The sequence below is a fragment of the Mesorhizobium sp. 1B3 genome (assembly GCF_050958605.1).
Lineage (GTDB): Bacteria > Pseudomonadota > Alphaproteobacteria > Rhizobiales > Rhizobiaceae.
On the sequence record NZ_JBJHDO010000003.1, the window covers coordinates 410,164 to 432,068 of the forward strand.

Sequence of the window (21,905 nt, forward strand, 5' to 3'; positions counted from 1 at the left end):
GATATGATCGCCGGCTATCTCCTTGCGGCTTTCTTGTCCAATTCCTCAAGCATTTGTCCGTGCTGCATGAGCGGGACGATCGACGGGCCCCAGCCAGGCAAGCAAGGAAATTCGGACGGCGGCATCGGCGAGCGCTCGGCCTTGATAGAGGGGGAGCCGACGACGATTGCTCGGCAGCGCTTCTCCACCCCACCTTTGCTTCTGCTGATCATGCTGATGACCAATACCCGCAGGACCATGAGGGACAAGGTGAACAGCACCAGCACGAATGTCCTCGGCTGGACAACGACCGTCGCAAGGTTCGGCCTCGGCCGGTCTCGTCGCGACCTGGTTTCTTTAAGAAGGCAGAGGCAGGACACGGCCGAGGGAACGAATTGCCTTACCGATTGTTGATCAATCTCCTAAGGGAGCCAACGCCGATGCCTTTGCCAGCCTACTTCACCCCCGATTTGAGAGCGAAGAACTAAGCAAGGGCATCCAGATTGTTGACCGCTACTCCAGAAACGCTGCCGTCGTTGCAGCCCAAGGCAGAGCCGACCCTCCTGAACCCCGAGGCAGAAGGTTTCTATGCCGAGGCGATCCGGCAACTTGCCTCCTCAGGCGTGCCGTTCTTGCTGGCGGGCACCTACGCCGTGAGCGCCTATACGGGGATCAGCCGGCAGACCAAGGACATCGATGTTTTCTGCAAACCGGGCGACTACCCGCAGATTCTCTCGTATTTCAAACGACTGGGCTATCGCATCGCTATCGAAGACGACCGCTGGCTTGCAAAGGTATTCAAAGGAAGGGTGTTCCTGGACGTGATCTTCGCTTCGTCGAACGGCGCCATCCCGATCGACGAGAGATGGTTCGAACACGCCAGGCAAAGCACAATCTTCGGAACCGCCGTGAACGTAATCGGCCCCACGGAGCTCGTCTGGTCGAAGTGTTTCATCCAGGCCCGGGATCGTTATGATGGTTCCGACGTCGCGCACATCATCCTGAGAGCCAGCGATCAGATCGACTGGTCCCGGCTCTTCCACTACATGGAGGCGCATTGGGAGGTGCTGCTTATTCACCTCCTGAACTTCCAGTGGATTTACCCATCCGAACGATCGAAATTGCCGGAATGGCTCATGGACGAGTTGCTGAGACGACTGGCGGCCCGCCGCCTCGAGCCTCCCCATCATACGAAGCTTTGCCGTGGTCGGCTGATGTCTTCGGAAGATTATGAGATCGACGTGAAGCGCTGGGGCTTCAGAGACGTCAAAGGGAATGGCGACGCAGCGCAATGAAGTATTTGCCAGGAGAGAACGGTGTCCATGGCCGAAGCCAAGGATAGTCTCAAGATCGCGGCGATTGGCGACCTCCATGTCAGCGAGGATGGAACGTCGTACCGCAGCCTTTTCGGCGAGATCTCTCAGGCGGCCGATGTGCTTGTCCTGGCGGGCGACCTGACGGACACGGGCAAGCCGCGGCAAGCCGAAATGCTTGCCGAGGACCTGCGGGCTTGTTCTATCCCCGTGGTCGCGGTTCTCGGCAATCATGACTACGAGAGCGATCTCGTCTCGGAGATCAGCGATATCTTGCGCCGCGCCGGCGTGCACTTGCTGGACGGGCAGGCAACGGAAATCAACGGAGTGGGCTTCGTCGGCGTCAAAGGCTTCGTCGGCGGTTTCGGGCGACGCATGCTCGGTTCCTTCGGCGAGCCGGCTATCAAGGCGATGGTAGCCGAAAGCGTGAACGAAGCCATTCGGCTGGAAAACGCCATGCGGCAGTCGCGCAGCGAGCGCACGCTCATTGTCCTCCACTATGCGCCGACAGAAGACACTGTGATCGGGGAGCCGCTCGAGATCTATCCTTTTCTAGGATCCTCGCGGCTGGCGGAAACCATCGACCGCTTCAAGGTAAGCGCAGTGGTGCACGGGCATGCCCATCGCGGCACCTATGAAGGACGCACGCCGGGCGGCGCGGCCGTGTTCAACGTTGCAATGCATATCGAGAAGCCGACAGGGCTGCCCTATGCCCTGATCGAGATCTAAAAAGGGACCCAAACAGTCGGGTCCCTGGCTGCGGGTCGTCGCAAGACGCGCCGACGTTAACTCACCGCCGGTATATCGGTGTCTGTCGTCTGCGATTTTATCCGCAGGTTGTTCTGGACGTTCGTGACGCCGGAAACCGATTCGGCGATGTCTTCTGCTCGACGCTTGTCGGTGCGACTGCCCACCTCTCCGGTCAATGTCACCTCGCGCTCGGAGACCTGCACATCGATGTCCGTGGCGTCGAGCGCCCAATCGTCCGTCAATCGATCGTTGATATCCTCCCTGATCCGCTCGTCGGAGCGTACATAACCCTTGGGCCCGCGTCCACGATACTGATCTTGATGGCGCCTCCGCTCCGCATCCTCGTCGCCCAACCAGGACGAAACCTCGTCGCTGGCCTTGTCCCAAAAGCCCCGCTCGTGCCCCGACCAGTCGCGCTCGCTTCGGCTTGGCATTCTGTCGCCGGCGTAGCCGTAGCCGCCGAAGCCTCCTTCATAGCCTCGACCACGCCCACGAGACGGATAGTCTCGACCGCGGGACCATTCATCATATCCGCCAGCTTGGCCATAGCCGCTTTGGCCTCGCTCCCCGTAGTCGGGTCCGCCCCAGCCTTCCTGACCACGACCACCATACTCGCTACCGGACCAACCCTGGCCACGGCCGTATTCCGCACCCGACCAGCCGCCCTGTTGGCCGCCAGAAAATCGTTCGCCTTGATGCTGCCGTCTGAACTGCTCGTCTCTGTGACGATCCGAGCCGAATCCGCCGCCTTGCCTTCCCATGTGGCGGCGCTGCTCGGACTCGTAGCTGCCGCGTTCGCCGTGTCGATCTCTGTTCCGTGCCATGTTTTCCTCCGTCAAAAGCCTTCGCGTCCCGAACAAGAACGCCGACGGATTGTTCCTGCCGAGATGGTCGTGAAGGCACCTGGGGGAAGCTCGATCAATCATGAAATCGTTGATCATCCCGCGACGGATTTCCTGCGATGGCTTGTTCTTCGGGATCGTCCGGCAAGGCGGCATCACTCTCCTGATATGGATTGTCGTCGTCTTCCTCGGGCAGTTCCCCGGAATGTTCGTCATTTCGTTCGGGGTAGCGAAGGTCGCCATTTTCCGGCGCGCTTACCGGTTCGAGTTCCCCGCCTTCGAGCGCTTCCCATTCCTGTTCCTCGATATTGGGGCCGCCGGATGCTTCTCGCTTTGTTTCCGGCTCTCCCCTCTGCGGATTTCGGGCTGACGCAGTCATAGGAACCTCCATTCAGGTTTCCCGATCAACGCACTGTCCGGCCATCGGTTGCCCCCGGGAATAGGCTATATGTCTCCGGCAGCCGCGGGAACAATCCGGATACCGTGCGGTTGGACGAGGACCCGCAAGCCCGATCCAGAGATTCAGGGGAGGCCTGCCATGAACACGAAGGTACTGCTGTCGATGGCTCTAATAGCGTTCGGCATAGCCGCTTGTAGCGAACAAGAGGCGTCGTCGCCCACTCCTGAAGCACCTGGCCAGGACACGCCGGTCGACAGAGATCCGACTCCTCAGACCGGAACGGGAGGCGAGTCCCAAACCGCCGACCCCGATGGAACCACGACCGGCGGCACAAACACCCAAGAGCCACAGTAATTTTCAGCGCGACATATGGAACGTACGGCGAACTACATGCGTTCAGGAGCGGAAGGCCGACCTGAAGGGCAGGACGACATGCCTTAAGGTTCCAGATTTAGTTTCACAAGACTACTCGAAACCTCTGCTCAGTGTCGTAGGTCGCTTCAAAGTCTCTGCAAAAGCCTCTGGCTGGCAGGAGGACATATATGTCGGCAGACGACCTGCAACTCGCCATCCACGCTGCCACTCCCCACGACGGAGTGGGCGCTGTTTCGGTGAAGCTCACAGTGGTCGCGCTTGTCAAAGGGCTGCGTAACCTCTCCTCGGTCATCGAACTCGAAGGGGATACGCTTGACCCGTCCAGTTAGCACAGTCATGAGCGGCAAGGCACTTTCCCAAACGCTTGGCGGCAATCTTGGCATCGAAGTGCCCGATCATCCTCTCATCCGAAAGCTGTCGATTTACACCAAGCTCTCGCTCGAAGAGCAGAGAGCGATCGCCGATGCCACGACTAAAACGATATCGCTGCAAGCAAACGACGAAATCGCGTCCAGGGGGGAGAAGGTCAGCGGCGTCAATCTTCTCCTTGAAGGGTTTGCCTGCCGGTTCAAGTTTCTTGAAGACGGGAGGCGTCAAATTCTCGCCTATCTGCTGCCGGGCGACCTTTGCGATCTCCACGTCTTCCTGATCAACCGAATGGACCATTCGATTGCCGCCCTCGTTCCTTCAAAAGTGGCTATAATCGCGCCGGCTCGTATTCTTCGGTTCACCGATGAGTTTCCCAATCTGACACGCGCCTTGTGGTGGTCGACCCTCCTGGACGAGGCCATAACCAGGGAGTGGGTGGTCAATACGGGACAGCGAACGGCCTACGAACGCATGGCCCATCTGTTTTGCGAGCTGTTCCATAGGTTTCGCGCGATCGGACAGACCAGGGGACTGAGTTGCCGCTTCCCTCTCACTCAGACTGCCTTGGGAGACACGCTTGGCCTATCCAGCGTTCATGTCAATCGGACCTTGCAGGACCTTCGGCGCAACGGGCTGGTATCGCTCCGGAACGGTATCTTGAGGATCGACAACCTGGAAGCCTTGGAACGCGAAGCGCTTTTCAATTGCGATTACCTTCACCTCGACAATCATCGCCCCACGTTTTCAAGTTGAGCCCGCGGACCCGACTGTCGCACCGATCGCCAGCTTCAGCGAATATAAGTTGAGTGGCCAACGCCTCTAGCAAGCTGCGTTGGAACCTCCGTCTACCAAGGAGGTTGGGCAGCAGGAGGTGCCCCATGCCCAACGCAGCCGATATTCTCGTCGAAACTCTCATCGCCTGGAACGTCGATGTCGTGTTCGGTCTGCCGGGCGACGGCATAAACGGCATCATGGAAGCCTTGCGCACCAGGCAGGACCGCATCCGGTTCGTCCAGGTGCGGCATGAGGAATCGGCGGCTTTCATGGCCTGCGCCTATGCGAAATGGACAGGACGGCTGGGTGTCTGCCTCGCTACATCGGGACCTGGAGGCACCCATCTGCTCACGGGCCTTTATGACGCAAAGCTCGATCAGGCCCCGGTGCTCGCGATCACCGGCATGCAATTCCACGACCTGATCGAAACTTTCACGCAGCAGGACGTGGACCTGACACGGGCTTTCATCGACGTCGCAGCTTTCAATGCACAGGTCTCGGACGCCGCCCACATGGAAAATCTCGCCAGCCTTGCCTGCCGTTCGGCCTTGGCGAGCCGCGGCGTTGCGCATCTATCCATCGCGAGCGACGTGCAGGAACAGGATCTTCAGCAGGCCAAACGTTCCAAGCGCAACCGTCCGGCCCATACGCCGGACCGATGGTTCCACGGCAACGACCTGCCGGATCCAGCCCAAGTCGAAAGGGCCGCCGAGATCCTCAACCAGGCGGCCAAAGTGGCCATCCTGGCTGGTCGCGGCGCGCTGACGGCTCGGGCCGAACTCGAGCGCGCGGCGGATCTTCTCGCCGCTCCCGTCGCCAAGGCCCTGCTCGGCAAGGCGGTTTTGCCGGACGACCATCCCCATGGCACGGGCGGCATCGGGATATTGGGGACCGAGCCTTCCCAACAAGCCCTGCAGCAATGCGACGCCTTGCTCATCGTCGGCTCTACATTCCCTTACATCGAATACTATCCCGAGCCCGGAAAAGCGCGTGGCGTCCAGATCGACCGGGATGCCCAGCGAATTGGCTTGCGGTATCCGGTCGAGGCCGGCCTCGTGGGAGACGCGGTCCAATCGTTGCGCCTGCTCAACGAAAAACTCGCCCGCAAGAGCGATCGCAGCTTCCTCGAACAGGCGCAGAAAGGCATGCGCCGCTGGCGCGATATGATGGCGATCTCCGAAACCAAGCCCGACGTTCCCCTGAAGCCGCAGGTGGTAGTCAGGGCGTTCGGCGACAGAATGCCGGCCAATGCCATCCTGGCGACGGATTCAGGCCAGAACACGGAAATGGCCGCACGCCACATCGACATAAGGAACGGCCAGGACTTCTCGGTGTCGGGTGCCCTCGCCTCCATGGCATGTGGACTACCCTACGCGATCGCAGCCGGCATCGCATTCCCCGGCAGACCGGTGTTCGCCGTGGTCGGTGACGGCGGCTTTGCCATGCAGCTCGGCGAATTCTCCACGGCCGTCCGGTACGGGATACCGTTGAAGGTTTTGGTGCTCAAGAACAACATGCTCAACCAAATCGCCTGGGAACAGATGATGTTTCTTGGCAATCCGCAATTCGCCTGCGAATTGCAGCCCATCGACTTCGCCCTCGCGGCCGAAGCGATGGGCGGGATCGGCTACAGCGTATCTCGTCCGGAAGAGGTGGGCGCAGTAATCGATGAAGCCTTCGCGACCGAAGGGCCGGTGGTGATCGAGGCAGTCGTCGACCGTTATGAGCCGATGATGCCTCCGAAGATGCCGCGGGACTACGCGGAAAATTTCCGGAGGGCCCTGGCCGACACTCCTGGCCAGGAAGAGATCAGGAAGAACATCGCCGAGGAACCGCTCCGGTCGATGATGAGCTCGAAATAAGGAACAAAGATTATCATCGCGGGTTCGGGCGGGAAATTCGGTACTTCTCGCCATGCAGCGGTTCTTGTTTCTTGTCTTGCTTCTTCCGGTATTTTCGAGCGGATCGGCAGCAGCCCAGACCGCTTGCCCTGTGCAGCATGCCAAGTTGCTGGAAGCCCTTCGCGCAAGCGTGAAGGCCAGTGGCGGGCCAGCCAATGGCGGCTTCGATACGAACGAATGGGCAGCGGTGGTCGACCGGACCGGCATCGTCTGCGCCGTGGCCTTCAGCGGGCCGACAATGGATGCGCAATGGCCGGGCAGCAGATTGGTTGCAGCGGAAAAAGCCAACACAGCCAACGGTCTCAGCGTCGATCAGATGGCTCTTTCCACCGGCAATCTTTATGCGCCGGTACAGGCAGGAGGGCCGCTTTTCGGCCTGGAGAACACCAATCCACCTAACCAGGCCGTGGTCTTCGCCGGCGACCCAAGCGCCTTCGGAACACCGGACGATCCACTGCTCGGAGCGCCGATCGGAGGTGTTGTAGCGTTCGGCGGAGGTCTCGCACTCTACGACGATACCGGCATTGTTGGAGGGCTGGGCATAAGCGGCGACTCTTCCTGCGCCGATCACAACGTCGCGTGGCGCGTCCGCCGGGCCCTCGGGCTCGACAAGGTTCCGGCCGGGATCAATCCTCTAGCGAAGGATGCCATCGTATACGACCTGGATCCGGGCGGGAAAAGCGCTTCCGGTTGGGGCCATCCGAAATGCGCGGGAACAGAGGCAGACGTGGCTGCCGAGCTCGGCGCCGGCGTGGGAGGCGCGCTGCCGAAATGAAGGCGCTGACCCTGCCTGGCGCGGCGCTTACACCCGGCGTCGTTCTCCCGAAGGCGCTTCGTCGGGCCTGTTATCTCGCGCTGCTTTTACTCGCGCCTATTCCCGCGGTGATGGCTCAGGAGGCCACGCCGGAAATCTCGCCCCCCATGGCAGCCGCGCCGCCCGACGACGGCCAATGGACGATGCCTGCCAAGAATTATGCATCGACCCGCTATAGCGAACTTACCGAGATCACGCAGGAGAATGTCGGCAAACTTCAGGTGGTCTTCACCTTCTCGACCGGCATCAACAAGGGGCACGAAGCCGCCCCCCTCGTCGTCGGCCAGACCATGTATGTCGTCACGCCATACCCGAACATTCTCTATGCGCTCGACCTGTCCAAGCCGGGCGCACCGATGAAGTGGAGGTTCGAGCCGAGGCCCGAACCAGCTTCCCAGGGGGTCGCCTGTTGTGACGTCGTCAATCGAGGTGCTGCTTTCTTCGCGGGACGTATCTACTTCAACACACTGGACGGCCACGCGATCGCGGTCGACGCCGAGACCGGCCAGCAGGTCTGGAACACGAAGATCGGCAACATCAACATCGGCGAGACCGTCACGATGGCGCCGCTCGTCGTCAAAGGCAAGGTGCTCGTCGGGAACTCGGGCGGAGAGCTGGGAGTCCGAGGCTGGATCAAGGCCCTCGATGCAGGAGACGGCCATGTTGTCTGGACCGCCTACAGTACCGGCCCTGACGCGGACGTGCTGATCGGCCCCGACTTCAAACCTTTCTACCAGCAGGACCGCGGCAAGGATCTGGGCGTGACCACCTGGCCACCGGACGCTTGGCAAATCGGTGGCGGCAATATGTGGGGATGGATTTCCTACGATCCCGAGCTCAACCTGATCTATCACGGCACCGGCAATCCCGGTCCGTGGAACCCCGATCTGCGTCCCGGAGACAACAAGTGGACGGCCGGCATCTTCGCCCGCGATCCGGATACCGGGCAGGCCAAGTGGTTCTATCAATGGACCCCTCACGACCTTCACGATTACGACGGCATCAATGAGCAGATCCTGCTAGACATGACCTGGAACGGACAGCCACGAAAGGTGCTCGTCCGGCCCGAGCGCAACGGCTACGTCTATGTCCTCGACCGCACCACAGGTGAGGTTCTCTCGGCCGAGCCTTTCGGGCCGGTCAACTCCAGCAACGGTGTCGATCTCAAGACCGGCCTGCTGATCGTGAATTCCGAGAAGGCGACCAGCACCGGAAAGGTTGTGCGCGACATCTGCCCCACCGCCTCGGGGCTCAAGGACTGGCAGCCCTCCGCTTTCTCTCCGCGAACGGGCCTTCTCTACATTCCCCACAACAATCTGTGCATGGATGCAGAGGGTACAGAGGTGAACTACATCGCCGGCACGCCCTATGTCGGCATGAACGTGCGCATGATCCCCGGTCCGGGCGGCCATCGAGGCGCTTTCACGGCCTGGGACATTGCCGCGGCGAAGCCCGTCTGGAGCCTGAAGGAGAACTTCCCTGTGTGGAGCGGCGCGCTCGTGACGGCGGGCGACGTGGTCTTCTACGGAACCATGGAAGGCTGGTTCAAGGCGATCAGCGCGCGCACAGGCAAGCTCCTTTGGCAATTCAAGACGTCGTCCGGAATCATCGGGCAGCCGATCACCTATCGTGGTCCGGACGGCCATCAATATGTCGCGGTCCTTGCCGGGGTCGGAGGCTGGGCCGGGGCGGTCGTGACCGGAGATCTCGATCCGCGGGACGCAACCGCCGCATTGGGTTTCGCCAACGCGATGAAGGACTTGAAGGACGTCACTGCAGCCGGAGGTTCACTCTATGTATTCCGGCTGCCCTGACAAATCCCGGTCCGGCGCGTGGGTTCGATGGGTGGCCGCCGCAAGCGCGCTGGTGCTCGCAGCGACCGCCGAAGCCCGCGAGCTCAAAATCTGCGCGGACCCGAACAACCTGCCTTTCTCAAACGAGCGAGGGGAAGGCTTCGAGAACAAGATCGTCGAGCTTGTCGCTCGCGAGCTCGACGCCAAAGTGACCTATGTCTGGTGGGCGCAGCGCCGCGGCTTCATCCGCAACACGCTCAAGGCTGGTTTATGCGATGTGGTCCCCGGGACGCCGACCGACCTGGAGATGTTGCGCACAACAGCCCCCTACTATCGCTCTTCCTATGTGTTCGTGACACGGTGGGACGAGCCGGACATAGCGTCGTTCGACGACCCTCGCCTGCGGCAACTGCGCATCGGTGTCCAGCTCATCGGCGACGACGGCGCGAACCCTCCTCCGGTCGAAGCTCTCGGCCGGCGCGGGATCGTCGGCCACCTCAAGGGCTACCCGGTCTATGGCGACTACTCGCTGCCTAATCCGCCCGCGCGGATCATCGAGGCTGTCGCCCGCGGAGAAATCGATGTGGCGATCGTATGGGGGCCTCTGGCGGGGTACTTCGCGGAACGACAAACGGTTCCCCTGCGGACGACGCTCGTTTCGCCCGCCCATGACGGGCCCTCCCCTTCGATGGCGTTCGATATTTCGATGGGCGTGCGTCGTGGGGAGGACGCCTTGCGAGGGGAAATCGAAACTGCTCTCGCCAAGCGCCGGACGGAAATAGACGCAATCCTTTCCACTTACGGCGTACCTCGCCTCACGATCGAGCGAAGGGCGCAAAGATGAAAATTCAGCTCTTCCTGGCCCTTCTATTTGTCGCGCTTCAAGTCGTAGCGTGCCAGCGGGAGGAACGGGAAACGCGCCCTCAGTCATCCCTTGGCGATGGCCAGACACCCGTCCCGCTCACGACTTTGGCGCCGGGCGGGCAACGGCCCGCCTTCTGGAGCGTAAAGCCGCGGGCGTTCGAGGCGAATGCCTTCCACCTCAGCGAAGGCAAGCGGCTGTTCAGCTGGTTCAATTGTTCGGGCTGCCACGCAAATGGCGGCGGCGGCATGGGCCCGGCGCTGATGGACGACAAATGGATTTATGGAGGCGCTATAGAAAGCATCCACGCCAGCATTCGGGACGGCCGCCCGAACGGCATGCCGACATTTTCCGGCAAGATCCCCGACGACCAGATGTGGGAGATCGCCGCCTATGTCCGCTCGCTCGGCGGCAATGCGCCCTCCGCGGCATCTCCCAGCCGGAACGACGATATGATGGCGCGACCGTCGGAAAACCGCATGCCGAATGCGTCGACGCTCGGCAAATCCCCATGAGACGCTTCTTGACAATCGTTTGCGTTGCCGCTTTTCAGGGATGTGCTCCAGCATCGGGGGCCACCCAATCGGCTCTCGAACCCATGGGGCCGGCTTCCGCCGAGCTCTTTAGGCTCATCTGGTTCTTCACGGCATTGAGCGCCGTGATCTGGCTGGCGGTCATTGGCGTCATGATTACAGCCCTCGTCCGGCGAGACCGGGCGCGCGCGGATCCGTTGGCGCTGGACGCCTCGCGGGAACGCAGGGCGACAGGCTGGGTGACCGTCGCGACCGGGGCGACGGCGATCGTTCTTATCGGCCTGACGCTGTTGAGCTACTTCTCAAACCGCACGCTCGCCGGGATCGGCGCCGATGCGGCCCTCACCATTCGTATAACGGGCCACCAATGGTGGTGGGAGATCCGTTACGAAAACGAGCAGCCCAGCAGAGTGCTGACAACCGCCAATGAAATCCACATCCCTTCAGGCGAACCCGTGCGGCTGGTGCTCGCCTCAACCGACGTCATCCATTCCTTCTGGGTGCCAAGCCTTGCCGGCAAGCTCGATCTCATCCCCGGCCATGAGAACGTACTCGAACTCCGGGCAGACAAGCCCGGTGTCTATCGCGGTCAGTGCGCGGAGTTTTGCGGTTTTCAACATGCCCACATGGGCATCGTGATCATCGCCGAACCGCGCGCGGAATTCGACGCCTGGCTCGAACATCAGCTTCAACCTGCTCCTCAACCCGCCTCCGGCGAGGAGCAGGCAGGCCACGACCTGTTCATGAACAGGCCCTGTGTCATGTGCCACAAGATCGGAGGCACCACTGCGGGCGGCATTGTCGGGCCCAATCTCACACATGTCTCCAGCCGAACGACGCTTGCGGCAGGCACCTTGCCGATGGACGAGTCCAGCCTGGCCGCGTGGATCACGGATCCGCAGAGCATCAAGCCGGGAGCGCACATGCCGGTGGTCGACCTCGGCGGCGACGAGCTACGCTCGATCGTGGCCTATTTGGACAGGCTGAAATGACCAGCGCCGATCTTGCTCCCGAACCAGGCGGCGTTCTCGATACAGGTCTCGCCGATGACGCGCTCCACAGCGAGCTTTCGCGAACATGGCGGACGAAACGCGGTGTCATCGGGGCGCTGTCGAGCGTCGACCACAAGGTCATCGCACGACGCTATTTCATAACGGCCTTCATGTTTCTCTGCCTCGGTGGGCTGAGTGCCGTTGTTATGAGGCTGCAGTTGTCCGGGCCGGAACGCAGCCTGGTAGGACCGGACCTCTACAATCAACTTTTCACCATGCACGGCGTAACCATGATGTTCCTGTTCGCCGTGCCCATGGTGCAGGCGGCCGGCATCTATCTCGTGCCGTTGATGGTCGGAACACGCAACATCGCCTTCCCCCGCCTCAACGCCTTCAGCTATTGGGTCTATCTCTCGGGCGGCGTGTTCGCCTGGGTGTCCTTCGTCCTCAATATGGGACCCGACGTCGGCTGGTTTGCCTATGTCCCGCTTTCGGGCCCCGAATTCAGCCCCGGCAAGCGGTCCGACGTGTGGGCCCAGATGATTACCTATACGGAAGTCTCTTCCCTTGCCGTGGCCGTCGCCACGATCGTGACCATCCTCAAGCAACGCGCGCCCGGCATGTCGCTCGATCGCATGCCGCTCTTCGTCTGGGCCATGCTTGTAACCTCCTTCGTGGTCGTCTTCGCAATGCCCGCAGTGATGATCACCTCGACGTTCTTGATCTTGGACCGGCTCGTCGGAACTCATATCTTCAATCCCGCCGAAGGCGGCGACGCCATTCTGTTTCAGCACCTGTTCTGGTTCTTCGGTCATCCGGAGGTCTACATCATCTTTCTGCCCGCCACCGGCATGGTGTCCTCCATCATAGTTGCCTTCGCTCGCCGACCGGTCTTCGGCTATCTCGCTTTGGTGCTTTCGCTCATCGCTGTCGGTTTCCTATCCTTCGGCCTCTGGGTTCATCATATGTTCGCGACCGGGCTGCCCAAACTCGGCGCGAGTTTCTTCACGGCGTCGAGCATGTTGATCGCCATCCCGAACGGGCTGCAGATCTTCTGCTGGCTCGCCACCTTGATGGGTGGTCGGCCTGTCATCCGCACGCCGTTGCTCTTCGTCCTCGGCTTCTTCTTCATTTTCGTGGCCGGCGGCCTGACCGGCGTCATGCTGGCCTCCGTTCCGCTCGACCTGCAGGTGCACGACAGCTATTTCGTCGTCGCTCATTTCCACTATGTGCTGATCGGCGGCTCGGTGTTCCCGATGCTGGGCGCCGCCTATTTCTGGTTCCCCAAGATCACCGGCCGAAGGATGAGCGAGCGCCTCGGCCAGTGGCATTTCTGGCTGGCCTTCATCGGCTTCAATGCAGCCTTCTTCCCAATGCACATCGTCGGCCTGTGGGGAATGCCTCGGCGGGTCTACACCTATCCCGCCGATGTAGGCTGGGGCGACATCAACCTATTCATCACCACGGGCGCTGTCATACTCTTCCTCAGCTTCGTTCTGTTCGCATTCAACCTGGGGCGGAGCGCCACTGTCGGAGAACTCGCCGGCGACAATCCCTGGGCCGCCGGTACGTTGGAGTGGGCCACCGCCTCTCCCCCTCCGAGCTACAACTTCGCGCGCATACCGGTCGTCGGCCATGCCGAACCGCTATGGGCAGAGCGAGACGGCCTTTCCGTTGCAAGCGGGCTTCGCGTCGATGCGCGCGAACTGGTGATTTCCACCGTGGCGGAAGCACATGCCGATGTCCGGGAAAAATCGGCCGCGCCGTCGATCTGGCCACTTTTCGCGGCCGCCGCCGTGGGTGGAACATTTCTCTATTCGATCTTCACTCCCTGGGCCGTTGTATGGGGCGCCCCGCCAATCGCGGTCGCCCTCATCGGATGGTTCTGGCCCAAGGGAGAGCCGGAGGACGAATGACGCGGCAGCGCACCACTCTTGATCTTTCCGGATTGCCTACCTTCGCGTCCGGTCCGCGCAGCCCCACCTGGTGGGGAACCCTCGGCTTCATCGCACTGGAAGGCACCGGCTTCGCTCTGGCAGCCGGTGCCTATCTCTACCTCGCCTATCTCGCGCCGGAGTGGCCAATGAACGCGCCACTTCCGAACCATTGGCCCGGCACGATCGTCACCCTGTTGCTCGTCGTCAGTATCGTTCCCAATCACGTCCTGAACCGCTATGCCAAGGAATGCGCATTGTTGCCGGTGCGCATAGGACTGGTCGTGATGTCCCTGCTCGGGATCGCGCCCCTGGTCGTCCGCTGGTTCGAGTTTCCCGCGCTCAACGTCTACTGGGATGCGAATGCCTATGGCTCCATGCTTTGGGTGCTGCTCGGCCTCCATACGACGCATCTGCTGACCGACGTCGGCGACACGCTGGTCCTGACGGTACTCATGTTCACCCGCTACGGCAGAAGCGGCAGGCGCTTCGCGGACGTCGAGGACAACGTCTTCTATTGGGACTTCGTGGTCCTTGCCTGGCTGCCGATCTACTTCCTCATCTATTGGGCCCCGAGGATGGGATAATGCGAGCTCTTCGCACAGGTGTTTCCTGGGCCGGGCTGCTGGCCGGCCCGCTCGCCTGGGCACTGTCGACCCAGCTCAACTATGCGCTCGTCTCCTGGCAATGTGCACATGACCTGCCGGTCATCCCGCTCGTGGCGCTGGCGCTTGTCTTGATTTGCGCGGCCGGCGGCAGCCTGTCCTGGCAGGCGTTGCGCCTCGGAGGGGCATCCTCCCAACCGGACCGCACGATCGGCACCGAACGTTTCCTGGCTCTGCTCGGTATCCTGTCAGCCTTGCTCTTTGCGCTTGTCATCCTGATGCAGGGCGCCGCCTCGCTCGTCTTGGACAGTTGCACAAGATGAACTGGCTCGATCCATCGATCTGCTTCGGCTCAGCCAGCACGCAGGCAGGATGGACGATCGGGCTGCCGATAACCCTGCCGCTGGCACTGACGGCGCTTCTTTATGGCGCAGGGGCGCAGCGGCTGTGGCGAAGAAGCCGCCGCGGACGCCCGACGAACCTGGCGCGCATCGGCCTATTCTGGGCCGGCTGGCTGTCACTGGCCATCGCGCTGGTCACACCGCTCCACGCACTCAGCGAACGTTTGTTCACGGCCCATATGATCGAGCACGAGATGATGATGGTCGTCTCCGCCCCTCTCCTGGCAGCCTCCGCGCCAATTGCCGAAATGTTGTGGGCACTTCCCCAGTCTTGGCGACTGACACTGGCCCGCGTGACACGCGCACACCTCATTTCATCGGCTTGGGTTGTCCTCACCCTTCCTGCCGTTGCAACAGTTCTGCATGGGCTCGCCATCTGGCTCTGGCACCTGCCGATATTGTTCGAAGCGGCACTGGAGCGCGGCCCCCTGCATTATGCTCAGCATGCGAGTTTCCTCGGCACCGGACTTCTGTTCTGGTGGACGATCCTGCCGCGCAACGCCAGGACCCGAGCGCAAGGGACTGCTGTCCTGCACCTCTTCCTGACATCGTTGCACACGGGCTTGCTTGGCGTCCTTCTTTTCGTGTCGCCCCGCCTTTGGTATCCGTCCGCTCCCCTCGAAGTCGAACAATGGGGCTTGAGCGCACTCGAAGACCAGCAATTGGCGGGACTGGTCATGTGGATGCCTGCCGGGTTGGTCTACGGTGCCGCCGCGTTGCTGCTGGCCGAGCGGTGGATTTCCGCGACGGGCCGAAGCCGGGATCGCCGGTTGCTGTCACAGCAACCTCAGGGCGAGCTCCGATAACTGACAGCCTCGTGGAATTTGCCCGCCGACCGGCACGGGAGAGAGGCAAAGATCGCGGGAACGTCCGCTTCGCTTATAAGTTCGAGACAGGCCGGAGACGCAAATGCGAACGGTCACCGTAATCGTAATGGGAATGACACTACTGATCATCGTCGCCGCGGCTATTGCTTTGGCCATGTGATCCTCGTTCCAACGAGGCGAAGACAGCGTAGCGGCGGGTCAACAGCCTACTCGAATAGCTACCGGCCTCCGAACTAGGTGAGCGCCAGATTGTTTAGTGCCACCTCAGAGACAGCTTAGCGGAAGCCCTCATGCTATGTCGCGGGTAGCGATGATCGACTTATTCATGCGCATGAACTTCTCATGCGAGATCACTCCGTCTGGGAAAAGTGCGCGCATTTGCCTGGTCGACAGCAATTGGTGATGTAAGACGATTTGGTTTGCTTCGGAACGCTCAGTGATCCTCGGAAAGAAGCCAAGGGCGTAGCGCATAATTAATCGAGCTCTCATTGCCTTTGGCAGGAACTGGAATCCCGGCACGCGAAAGTGGGGCTCGTACGGAAACCAATAGTTCGGCGTCTGCACATAGTAGCGGCTGGCAAGGCGTCTTACATTGGCGGCAAACATCGCCATCTGACGCCACGAGCCGACGTGCTCGATCAACGAGTTCGAATGGACAAGGTCAAACTGGCGCCCAGCAAAAAGGTCAGGCTTAGTTGCATCGCCGCACAGGAAACGAAATTGATCCGTGCGTCTAAGCGTCTGCTCCTCGGTGTTTACGATGGTGATCGTGACGCGGCCGCGGTTCTCCCGGATGAAACGATCGCCGATCAGCCAGTAAGTCTCGGTGCCTCCGAGATCAAGAATATCGCAGCGGCCGCGCTCGGCCAGCACCGCCTCGATTAGCGCCTGAATCGCTCGGAACCTTTTCGCCCGGAATTTGAACTCCAAGCTATCCGCATCCCGGTAGGGGTCATAGGCCGGAATTGCCGTACCTGCATCGTTGCTCGTCTCAGCGGTGGTCATCACCCTATCTCCAGTCACCCCAACAATGACTAGCTAGGCGAAATCCCCCAGCGACGCTCGCGCAAAGTTAACGAATGGTTAATGGCTGAAGCAGGTGGTCGACCGTTGGCGCTCAGGTGCGCTGCAGCAGGCCGACGACGAGTGACCAGCCGATGTCCCATGCCTCTCTGGAATCATTGCACCGCGGCACTCATATGTGATCATTCAGAGGTCCCTCCCCCACCCCCGTCCCCAGCTTGTATGCTGATTCGCCAGCGTTGCTGACGAACGAGGGACCTGGAGAACACACAACGGAATTTTCCGTGTGGCTTTCCGTGGTACTTTTGGTTCGGACGGACGCAAACAGTGCCGTTTGTTCGGTTTTTGTGTTTCCGGGGGTTGCCTTCCAAACACGCAAACCCTATGAGCCCGCAAGGCTCGGAGTGTAGCGCAGCCTGGTAGCGCACCTGATTTGGGATCAGGGGGTCGCAGGTTCGAATCCTGCCACTCCGACCACTTCCCACCTTCCCTGTCCGCCTGCGGTTGGCACTTTTTTAACGTTTCGGCAACCCGGCAGCACGCCCTCAGAACAGTTCACCCTGGCCCTCGTCGAGGGCGCTGACGGCCTCGGCCGCCATTGCACGCGTGATCCTGCTCTGCTGCTCGAGCGCGGCGGCGTCGAGGCGCTGGACCACTCGAATGGCGGTCGACAGCGACCGTTCGATGCGCCGGACCAGATACTGCACGACATGCGGCTCGACCTCGACCTGTCGGTCGGCGAAAAGCTTGGTGATGACCCCGGCAAGCAGCACGTCGTCCGGTTCACGGATCTCCACCGTTGCCGCCGCCTTCAGCCGTGAGGCAAGATCAGGCAGCTTGACGCCCCAGGCTCCGGGAAAACGACGCGAGGTCAGCATGAGATGGGTGCCCGCCGCGCGTACCGCGTTGATCACGTGGAACAATCCGCTCTCGTCCAACCCTCCGGCGTCGGCGTCGTCGACGAACACCGGGCCGGCCGTCGCGGCATCCACCGCCTCGGCTCCGAGATCCTGCCGCGAGAGAGAGCGCGCGGCAGAGATCTCGCACCAGATCGCGCCGAGATGCGACTTCCCCGCTCCGGCCGGGCCGGCCAGGACGACCACTGGCGAGGGCCAGTCCGGCCAGCGGTCGATCAGCGACACTGCATCCATATTCGCCACCGACACGACCAGATCGTCTCGCGAGCGGCCTTCCGCATGGACGAGGTCGAGGGGCAATTGGCGCGGCTTATTTCCGGACATGGTTTCTTGCGCGCGGCTTCGGTTGTGACGCGGGAGCCGGCTTGCCCGGATCGTCTTCATGATTTCCCGTGTAGAGCGGCGATTCGAGATACCGTGTGATCGCGAAGCGGACAAGAACCGCGACCGCCGCCGCAGCCGGCACGGCGATCAGAAGACCAACGAAGCCGAAGAGCGCGCCAAAGGCAAAGAGGGCAAACATCAGCCAGACCGGATGCAGGCCGACACTCTTGCCCACCAGCCTCGGCTGCAGGATGTTGCCTTCGATAAACTGGCCCAGGAAGAAAATGCCGGCGACCGCGGCCACCATATAGTAATTCGGCCAGAACTGGACGATCGCGACGCCGATCGACAGAACAAGACCGACCAGCGAGCCGACATAAGGGATGAAGCTGATCAGCCCGGCGAAGAGGCCGATCAGAATGCCGAAATTCAGCCCGACGACCGTCAGTCCGACCGCGTACATCACGCCCAGCACGAGGCAGAGCGTACCCTGCCCGCGGACAAAGCCGGCGGTTGCGACATTAATGTCGGCTGCGATCTCGCGGACGGTCTCGACATGGTCCCGCGGCACCCAGCTATCGACCTTGGCAACCATGCGGTCCCAGTCGAGCAGCATGTAAAAGGCGACAACAGGCGTGACAACGAACAGGCCGGCGATGTTGAACAGCGCAATCCCTGAATCCCAGATGGACTGCATGATTGTCGTCAGGAAACCAACGCTCGAACTCAACAGCGAATTCAGCCCGTCGCGCAGGCTGTCCGGATTGATGCCGAAACGCTGCTCCAGCCAGCTCGGATCGATCTCGGTGATCAGTCCCTGCAACTGGCTCAAATAGCTCGGCAATCTGCTGATGAAATCGGTGAGCTGAGTGGCGAGCAAGGGGATCAGGATGATCAGCGCCAGCGTCAGCCCGATCACGAAGGCGATCAGAATAAGAACCGTCGCCATGAAGCGCGACATGCCGAGACGCTGCAGCCGGTCGGCCACGGGGTCGAGGAAATAGGCGAGGACCATTCCTGCCACGAAGGGCAGGAGAATGTCGCTGAAGAGATAGACGAAGGCCGCTAAAAAGAGGGCTGCGAGCAGCCAGAAGCGGAGCTGGCGACGGAACGCCGCCATCGCGAGGTGCGTCGATCCGCCCTCATCCATCCGGTTTCGTGGTTCCGCCATAGCCGCTCATATGCCTCAGCCAAGCTACGAGATAGGCTGCGGCCGAAGCCACGGTCAAGATACCGGAGCCCATTACCAGCAGGTATCGAAGCGTCTCAAAGGCGGTTCCAAACGCAAGTTCGCCGAGGACGAAAGCCGCCAGCACGATCTGGACGGCGGTGTTGGCCTTGGACACGGTCAACGGCTTCACCGCTACCGGATGGGCCATGATTGTGGACAACAACACCGCGCCGACGATCAGCGCGTCGCGCGAGACGGCGGCGACGACCAGCCAGAGGGGCAATTCCCCCATGTAGCCGAGCACGACAAAGACGCTCACGAGGAGGAGCTTGTCGGCCATCGGATCGAGATAGGCGCCAAGTTCGGAACGCTGGTTGAACTTGCGGGCGATAAAACCGTCCACGGCATCCGACGCGCCCGCTACCAGGAAACCTGCCAGCGCCCACCCCATTCGACCGGTGAGCAAGGCCAGAATCACAGCGGGCACCAGCAGCAGGCGCAACAGCGTGATCATGTTGGGAATTGTCACCATTGCTCCTTTCCGAACCGCCCGCCACGCATAACGATAGATGATCCAGCGAGTTTGGGATCGCAAGATGGCAATGCCAGAACCGGCTGCTCTACTCACCCGGGCGCTCGATTTCGTGCCATGTTCTTGCGACAGTCGGCGCTTCGTGCGAAGAGCGCCGAAGAGAAGGACGGAGCCACCATGAGCAAACGGCAGAACGGGCTGACCTATGCTGCGGCAGGTGTCGATATCGATGCAGGCAACGCCATGGTCGAGAAGATCAAGCCGCTGGTACGATCGACCCGGCGGCCCGGGGCCGATGGCGAGATCGGGGGCTTCGGCGGGCTGTTCGACCTGAAGGCGGCGGGCTTCGTCGACCCGATTCTGGTCGCTGCCAACGACGGGGTCGGCACCAAGCTCAAGATAGCCATCGAATCCGGCAAGCACGATACGATCGGCATCGATCTCGTCGCCATGTGCGTCAACGATCTCGTCGTCCAGGGCGCCGAACCGTTGTTCTTCCTCGACTATTTCGCCACCGGTAAACTCGATCCCGACCAGGGCGCCTCGATCGTGGCCGGCATCGCCGAAGGCTGCCGGCAGGCGGGTTGTGCGCTGATCGGCGGTGAGACCGCTGAAATGCCGGGACTTTACAGGGAAGGCGATTATGACCTTGCCGGATTTGCCGTCGGTGCTGCCGAACGCGGCCAGTTGCTGCCCAGCGACGATATCGTCGAAGGCGACGTGTTGCTCGGCATCGCCTCCTCCGGGTTGCACTCCAACGGCTTCTCCCTGGTGCGCCGTATCGTCGAGCAGGCTGGCGTCTCGTGGCAGGATCCCGCGCCTTTCGCGGTAAAACAGACGATGGCCGAAGCACTGCTCGAGCCGACCCGCATTTACGTCAAGTCGATCCTGAAGGCGATCCGCGGCACCCATGGGATCAAGGCGCTCGCGCATATCACGGGCGGCGGCTTTCCCGACAACATACCGCGCGTGCTGCCCGCGGACTTCGCAGCCGAAGTCGATCTCGACACGATCGACGTCCCCCCGGTTTTCTCCTGGCTGGCGCAAACGGGCGGCGTCGCTGCCAACGAAATGATGCGGACTTTCAATTGCGGCATCGGCATGGTGACCGTGGTGGCACGCGGCCAGGCGGCCCAGGTGGCCGCGGTGCTGCAGGAGGCGGGCGAGACGGTCGCGCCGATCGGTCGGATCGTGCCGCGACGCGACGCCGGCGTCATCTATCGCGGATCGATCTCGCTATGAAAAGCACACGCAAGCGCGTCGCAGTGTTGATCTCCGGACGCGGCTCGAACATGGCCGCGTTGATCGAGGCGGCCAAGGAGCCTTCCTATCCAGCCGAAATTGTCGGCGTGATCTCGGACAAGCCCGACGCTGCCGGTCTCTCCGTCGCGGCGGCGAACGGCATCGCCACCAGGGTCGTGGCCCGCCGTGACCATCCGGACAAGCAGGCCCATGACGCGGCGATGGACGCGGCTCTCGCGAGCTTCAAGGCCGAAATCGTTGCCCTCGCCGGCTATATGCGCCTCCTTGGTGCTCCGTTCGTCCAGCGATGGCAAGGGCGCATAATCAATATCCATCCCGCGCTGCTGCCCGCCTTCAAAGGGCTCGATACGCATCGCCGTGCACTCGATGCCGGCTGCAGGATCCATGGCTGCACCGTGCATTTCGTGACGCCTGAGATGGATGACGGCCCGATCATCGCTCAAGCCGCGGTCCCGGTGCTCGCGGGTGACACGGAACAGAGCCTCTCAGCGCGCGTCCTCAAGGTCGAGCACCGGCTCTACCCGATGGCGCTGGCGCTTTTGTGCGAAGGCAAGGCTCGAATGGAGAACGGGCGCACCGCTCTCGATCCCGCGGGTCTCGCCGAGCGCAATGGCGCCCAATTCATCATGGCTCCCGAACTGTGGAGCGAAGCCAGGAGCCTGGAAGACCTCGCGCGTTTCACGCCGTGACGGGCCGATGAAGACCTTGCTTCTCATGCGCCACGGGAAATCGAGCTGGGACAATGCGTCCCTCGCCGATTTCGAACGCCCGCTTGCGCAGCGAGGCATAAAGGCTTCGAAGCGTATCGGACGCGAGCTCGTCTCCCGCCGGTGGGTGCCGACCCTGGTCCTGGTCTCGCCGGCGCTTCGGACACAGCAGACCTGGGAACTCGTTGCTGGGGAGCTTTCCGGCGGGCCGACGGTAGTCGCGGTCGAATCTCTCTACGACGCCACGCCCGACGAACTGCTAGCCGAATTGCATGGCGTGGAAGAAAAGACTGAAACGCTGCTCGTCGTCGGCCACAACCCTGGCCTCCAAAACCTTGCCCTCGCCATTGCCGACAAGGGATCCGAAGCTAGGGCCCTCGCCCGCCTGGGCGAAAAATTCCCGACTGCCGCAGTCGCCCGCTTCGTGTTCGAAGGCACTTGGCAAGGGCTGGCCGAAGCCCAGCTCACCCATTGCCTGCGGCCCAAAGATCTGGGCTGAGTTCC

24 protein-coding genes and 1 tRNA gene are annotated in these 21,905 nt (G+C 61.6%); 20 read left to right on the forward strand and 5 right to left on the reverse strand.

Features of this window, described 5'->3' with window-relative positions; all coding sequences use genetic code 11:
- The first annotated feature begins 3 nt into the window (after positions 1-3).
- The 3 genes from ACCO56_RS11055 to ACCO56_RS11065 all read left to right on the forward strand — a co-directional run bounded on the left by ACCO56_RS11055 (position 4) and on the right by ACCO56_RS11065 (position 2,021).
- Positions 4-393 (forward strand): hypothetical protein, encoded by a 390-nt coding sequence (locus ACCO56_RS11055; protein ID WP_433640523.1) that lies wholly within the window; start codon positions 4-6, stop codon positions 391-393.
- 92 nt (positions 394-485) lie between these two features.
- On the forward strand, positions 486-1,274 hold the full coding sequence (locus ACCO56_RS11060) for a nucleotidyltransferase (RefSeq protein WP_433640524.1): 789 nt from the start codon (positions 486-488) through the stop codon (positions 1,272-1,274).
- A gap of 27 nt (positions 1,275-1,301) precedes the next feature.
- A complete protein-coding gene (locus tag ACCO56_RS11065; RefSeq protein ID WP_433640526.1) occupies positions 1,302-2,021 on the forward strand; it encodes a metallophosphoesterase family protein in 720 nt (239 codons plus the stop codon).
- 56 nt (positions 2,022-2,077) lie between these two features.
- Here the strand turns inward: ACCO56_RS11065 and ACCO56_RS11070 are convergent, their stop codons facing one another.
- Positions 2,078-2,866 carry a BON domain-containing protein gene (locus tag ACCO56_RS11070; protein ID WP_433640528.1) on the reverse strand — a complete coding sequence of 263 codons (789 nt, stop codon included), beginning with the start codon at positions 2,864-2,866 and terminating at the stop codon, positions 2,078-2,080.
- A gap of 100 nt (positions 2,867-2,966) precedes the next feature.
- On the opposite strand from ACCO56_RS11070, the gene ACCO56_RS11075 reads away from it, so the two are divergent.
- The 13 genes from ACCO56_RS11075 to ACCO56_RS11135 all read left to right on the forward strand — a co-directional run bounded on the left by ACCO56_RS11075 (position 2,967) and on the right by ACCO56_RS11135 (position 15,443).
- Complete coding sequence (locus ACCO56_RS11075) at positions 2,967-3,254, forward strand: hypothetical protein (protein WP_433640530.1); 288 nt, start codon at positions 2,967-2,969, stop codon at positions 3,252-3,254.
- Positions 3,255-3,826: 572 nt separating this feature from the next.
- Entirely contained in the window at positions 3,827-3,988 is a 162-nt protein-coding gene (locus tag ACCO56_RS11080) for a hypothetical protein (RefSeq protein ID WP_433640532.1), read from the forward strand.
- Positions 3,972-4,781, forward strand: coding sequence for a Crp/Fnr family transcriptional regulator (locus tag ACCO56_RS11085; RefSeq protein WP_433640534.1), 810 nt, complete (start codon positions 3,972-3,974; stop codon positions 4,779-4,781). Before ACCO56_RS11080 ends, ACCO56_RS11085 begins: the two co-directional genes overlap by 17 nt.
- Before the next feature lie 125 nt (positions 4,782-4,906).
- A complete protein-coding gene (locus tag ACCO56_RS11090) occupies positions 4,907-6,664 on the forward strand; it encodes a thiamine pyrophosphate-dependent enzyme (RefSeq protein ID WP_433640536.1) in 1,758 nt (585 codons plus the stop codon).
- Between the two features lie 145 nt (positions 6,665-6,809).
- Positions 6,810-7,478 (forward strand): GlcG/HbpS family heme-binding protein, encoded by a 669-nt coding sequence (locus tag ACCO56_RS11095; RefSeq protein ID WP_433640537.1) that lies wholly within the window; start codon positions 6,810-6,812, stop codon positions 7,476-7,478.
- Between the two features lie 110 nt (positions 7,479-7,588).
- On the forward strand, positions 7,589-9,331 hold the full coding sequence (locus ACCO56_RS11100; RefSeq protein WP_433640895.1) for a methanol/ethanol family PQQ-dependent dehydrogenase: 1,743 nt from the start codon (positions 7,589-7,591) through the stop codon (positions 9,329-9,331).
- Positions 9,312-10,154 (forward strand): substrate-binding domain-containing protein, encoded by an 843-nt coding sequence (locus ACCO56_RS11105; protein WP_433640538.1) that lies wholly within the window; start codon positions 9,312-9,314, stop codon positions 10,152-10,154. The genes ACCO56_RS11100 and ACCO56_RS11105 overlap by 20 nt, the downstream gene beginning before the upstream one ends.
- On the forward strand, positions 10,151-10,687 hold the full coding sequence (locus ACCO56_RS11110; RefSeq protein ID WP_433640541.1) for a c-type cytochrome: 537 nt from the start codon (positions 10,151-10,153) through the stop codon (positions 10,685-10,687). The genes ACCO56_RS11105 and ACCO56_RS11110 overlap by 4 nt, the downstream gene beginning before the upstream one ends.
- On the forward strand, positions 10,684-11,697 hold the full coding sequence (gene coxB, locus ACCO56_RS11115) for a cytochrome c oxidase subunit II (RefSeq protein ID WP_433640543.1): 1,014 nt from the start codon (positions 10,684-10,686) through the stop codon (positions 11,695-11,697). Before ACCO56_RS11110 ends, coxB begins: the two co-directional genes overlap by 4 nt.
- Complete coding sequence (gene ctaD, locus ACCO56_RS11120; RefSeq protein ID WP_433640545.1) at positions 11,694-13,613, forward strand: cytochrome c oxidase subunit I; 1,920 nt, start codon at positions 11,694-11,696, stop codon at positions 13,611-13,613. The genes coxB and ctaD overlap by 4 nt, the downstream gene beginning before the upstream one ends.
- Entirely contained in the window at positions 13,610-14,218 is a 609-nt protein-coding gene (locus ACCO56_RS11125) for a cytochrome c oxidase subunit 3 (protein WP_433640546.1), read from the forward strand. The genes ctaD and ACCO56_RS11125 overlap by 4 nt, the downstream gene beginning before the upstream one ends.
- Complete coding sequence (locus ACCO56_RS11130; protein ID WP_433640548.1) at positions 14,218-14,559, forward strand: hypothetical protein; 342 nt, start codon at positions 14,218-14,220, stop codon at positions 14,557-14,559. Before ACCO56_RS11125 ends, ACCO56_RS11130 begins: the two co-directional genes overlap by 1 nt.
- Positions 14,556-15,443: a cytochrome c oxidase assembly protein gene (locus ACCO56_RS11135; RefSeq protein ID WP_433640549.1), complete on the forward strand. Its 888-nt coding sequence runs from the start codon at positions 14,556-14,558 to the stop codon at positions 15,441-15,443. The genes ACCO56_RS11130 and ACCO56_RS11135 overlap by 4 nt, the downstream gene beginning before the upstream one ends.
- A gap of 309 nt (positions 15,444-15,752) precedes the next feature.
- Here ACCO56_RS11135 and ACCO56_RS11140 read toward each other — a convergent pair whose 3' ends face one another.
- Positions 15,753-16,469 carry an SAM-dependent methyltransferase gene (locus ACCO56_RS11140; RefSeq protein ID WP_433640551.1) on the reverse strand — a complete coding sequence of 239 codons (717 nt, stop codon included), beginning with the start codon at positions 16,467-16,469 and terminating at the stop codon, positions 15,753-15,755.
- A 418-nt stretch (positions 16,470-16,887) separates the two neighbouring features.
- On the opposite strand from ACCO56_RS11140, the gene ACCO56_RS11145 reads away from it, so the two are divergent.
- Positions 16,888-16,964, forward strand: a tRNA-Pro gene (locus ACCO56_RS11145).
- 68 nt (positions 16,965-17,032) lie between these two features.
- Here the strand turns inward: ACCO56_RS11145 and hdaA are convergent.
- Genes hdaA through ACCO56_RS11160 form a run of 3 tightly spaced genes read right to left on the reverse strand, consistent with a single transcriptional unit; the run spans position 17,033 to position 19,428 of the window.
- Positions 17,033-17,728: a DnaA regulatory inactivator HdaA gene (hdaA, locus tag ACCO56_RS11150; protein WP_433640553.1), complete on the reverse strand. Its 696-nt coding sequence runs from the start codon at positions 17,726-17,728 to the stop codon at positions 17,033-17,035.
- Positions 17,715-18,878, reverse strand: a complete 1,164-nt coding sequence (locus ACCO56_RS11155) for an AI-2E family transporter (RefSeq protein WP_433640555.1) — start codon at positions 18,876-18,878, stop codon at positions 17,715-17,717. Before ACCO56_RS11155 ends, hdaA begins: the two co-directional genes overlap by 14 nt.
- Positions 18,871-19,428, reverse strand: a complete 558-nt coding sequence (locus ACCO56_RS11160; RefSeq protein WP_433640897.1) for a CDP-alcohol phosphatidyltransferase family protein — start codon at positions 19,426-19,428, stop codon at positions 18,871-18,873. The genes ACCO56_RS11155 and ACCO56_RS11160 overlap by 8 nt, the downstream gene beginning before the upstream one ends.
- Before the next feature lie 180 nt (positions 19,429-19,608).
- On the opposite strand from ACCO56_RS11160, the gene purM reads away from it, so the two are divergent.
- Genes purM through ACCO56_RS11175 form a run of 3 tightly spaced genes read left to right on the forward strand, consistent with a single transcriptional unit; the run spans position 19,609 to position 21,900 of the window.
- Entirely contained in the window at positions 19,609-20,673 is a 1,065-nt protein-coding gene (purM, locus tag ACCO56_RS11165) for a phosphoribosylformylglycinamidine cyclo-ligase (RefSeq protein ID WP_433640557.1), read from the forward strand.
- Positions 20,670-21,383 carry a phosphoribosylglycinamide formyltransferase gene (gene purN, locus ACCO56_RS11170; protein ID WP_433640559.1) on the forward strand — a complete coding sequence of 238 codons (714 nt, stop codon included), beginning with the start codon at positions 20,670-20,672 and terminating at the stop codon, positions 21,381-21,383. The genes purM and purN overlap by 4 nt, the downstream gene beginning before the upstream one ends.
- A 7-nt stretch (positions 21,384-21,390) precedes the next feature.
- The gene (locus ACCO56_RS11175; protein WP_433640561.1) at positions 21,391-21,900 is read left to right on the forward strand and encodes a SixA phosphatase family protein; all 510 of its coding nucleotides are present in this window, start codon (positions 21,391-21,393) and stop codon (positions 21,898-21,900) included.
- Positions 21,901-21,905: the final 5 nt, after the last annotated feature.

Bases quoted from the DNA above. Each gene is read 5' to 3' on its own strand.
- ACCO56_RS11055 (WP_433640523.1), top strand. From the start codon at position 4: ATGATCGCCGGCTATCTCCTTGCGGCTTTCTTGTCCAATTCCTCAAGC.
- ACCO56_RS11065 (WP_433640526.1), top strand. From the start codon at position 1,302: ATGGCCGAAGCCAAGGATAGTCTCAAGATCGCGGCGATTGGCGACCTC.
- ACCO56_RS11070 (WP_433640528.1), bottom strand. From the start codon at position 2,866: ATGGCACGGAACAGAGATCGACACGGCGAACGCGGCAGCTACGAGTCC.
- ACCO56_RS11075 (WP_433640530.1), top strand. From the start codon at position 2,967: ATGAAATCGTTGATCATCCCGCGACGGATTTCCTGCGATGGCTTGTTC.
- ACCO56_RS11080 (WP_433640532.1), top strand. From the start codon at position 3,827: ATGTCGGCAGACGACCTGCAACTCGCCATCCACGCTGCCACTCCCCAC.
- ACCO56_RS11090 (WP_433640536.1), top strand. From the start codon at position 4,907: ATGCCCAACGCAGCCGATATTCTCGTCGAAACTCTCATCGCCTGGAAC.
- ACCO56_RS11100 (WP_433640895.1), top strand. From the start codon at position 7,589: ATGGCTCAGGAGGCCACGCCGGAAATCTCGCCCCCCATGGCAGCCGCG.
- ACCO56_RS11105 (WP_433640538.1), top strand. From the start codon at position 9,312: ATGTATTCCGGCTGCCCTGACAAATCCCGGTCCGGCGCGTGGGTTCGA.
- ACCO56_RS11110 (WP_433640541.1), top strand. From the start codon at position 10,151: ATGAAAATTCAGCTCTTCCTGGCCCTTCTATTTGTCGCGCTTCAAGTC.
- coxB (WP_433640543.1), top strand. From the start codon at position 10,684: ATGAGACGCTTCTTGACAATCGTTTGCGTTGCCGCTTTTCAGGGATGT.
- ctaD (WP_433640545.1), top strand. From the start codon at position 11,694: ATGACCAGCGCCGATCTTGCTCCCGAACCAGGCGGCGTTCTCGATACA.
- ACCO56_RS11125 (WP_433640546.1), top strand. From the start codon at position 13,610: ATGACGCGGCAGCGCACCACTCTTGATCTTTCCGGATTGCCTACCTTC.
- ACCO56_RS11130 (WP_433640548.1), top strand. From the start codon at position 14,218: ATGCGAGCTCTTCGCACAGGTGTTTCCTGGGCCGGGCTGCTGGCCGGC.
- ACCO56_RS11135 (WP_433640549.1), top strand. From the start codon at position 14,556: ATGAACTGGCTCGATCCATCGATCTGCTTCGGCTCAGCCAGCACGCAG.
- ACCO56_RS11140 (WP_433640551.1), bottom strand. From the start codon at position 16,469: ATGACCACCGCTGAGACGAGCAACGATGCAGGTACGGCAATTCCGGCC.
- hdaA (WP_433640553.1), bottom strand. From the start codon at position 17,728: ATGTCCGGAAATAAGCCGCGCCAATTGCCCCTCGACCTCGTCCATGCG.
- ACCO56_RS11155 (WP_433640555.1), bottom strand. From the start codon at position 18,878: ATGGATGAGGGCGGATCGACGCACCTCGCGATGGCGGCGTTCCGTCGC.
- purM (WP_433640557.1), top strand. From the start codon at position 19,609: ATGAGCAAACGGCAGAACGGGCTGACCTATGCTGCGGCAGGTGTCGAT.
- purN (WP_433640559.1), top strand. From the start codon at position 20,670: ATGAAAAGCACACGCAAGCGCGTCGCAGTGTTGATCTCCGGACGCGGC.
- ACCO56_RS11175 (WP_433640561.1), top strand. From the start codon at position 21,391: ATGAAGACCTTGCTTCTCATGCGCCACGGGAAATCGAGCTGGGACAAT.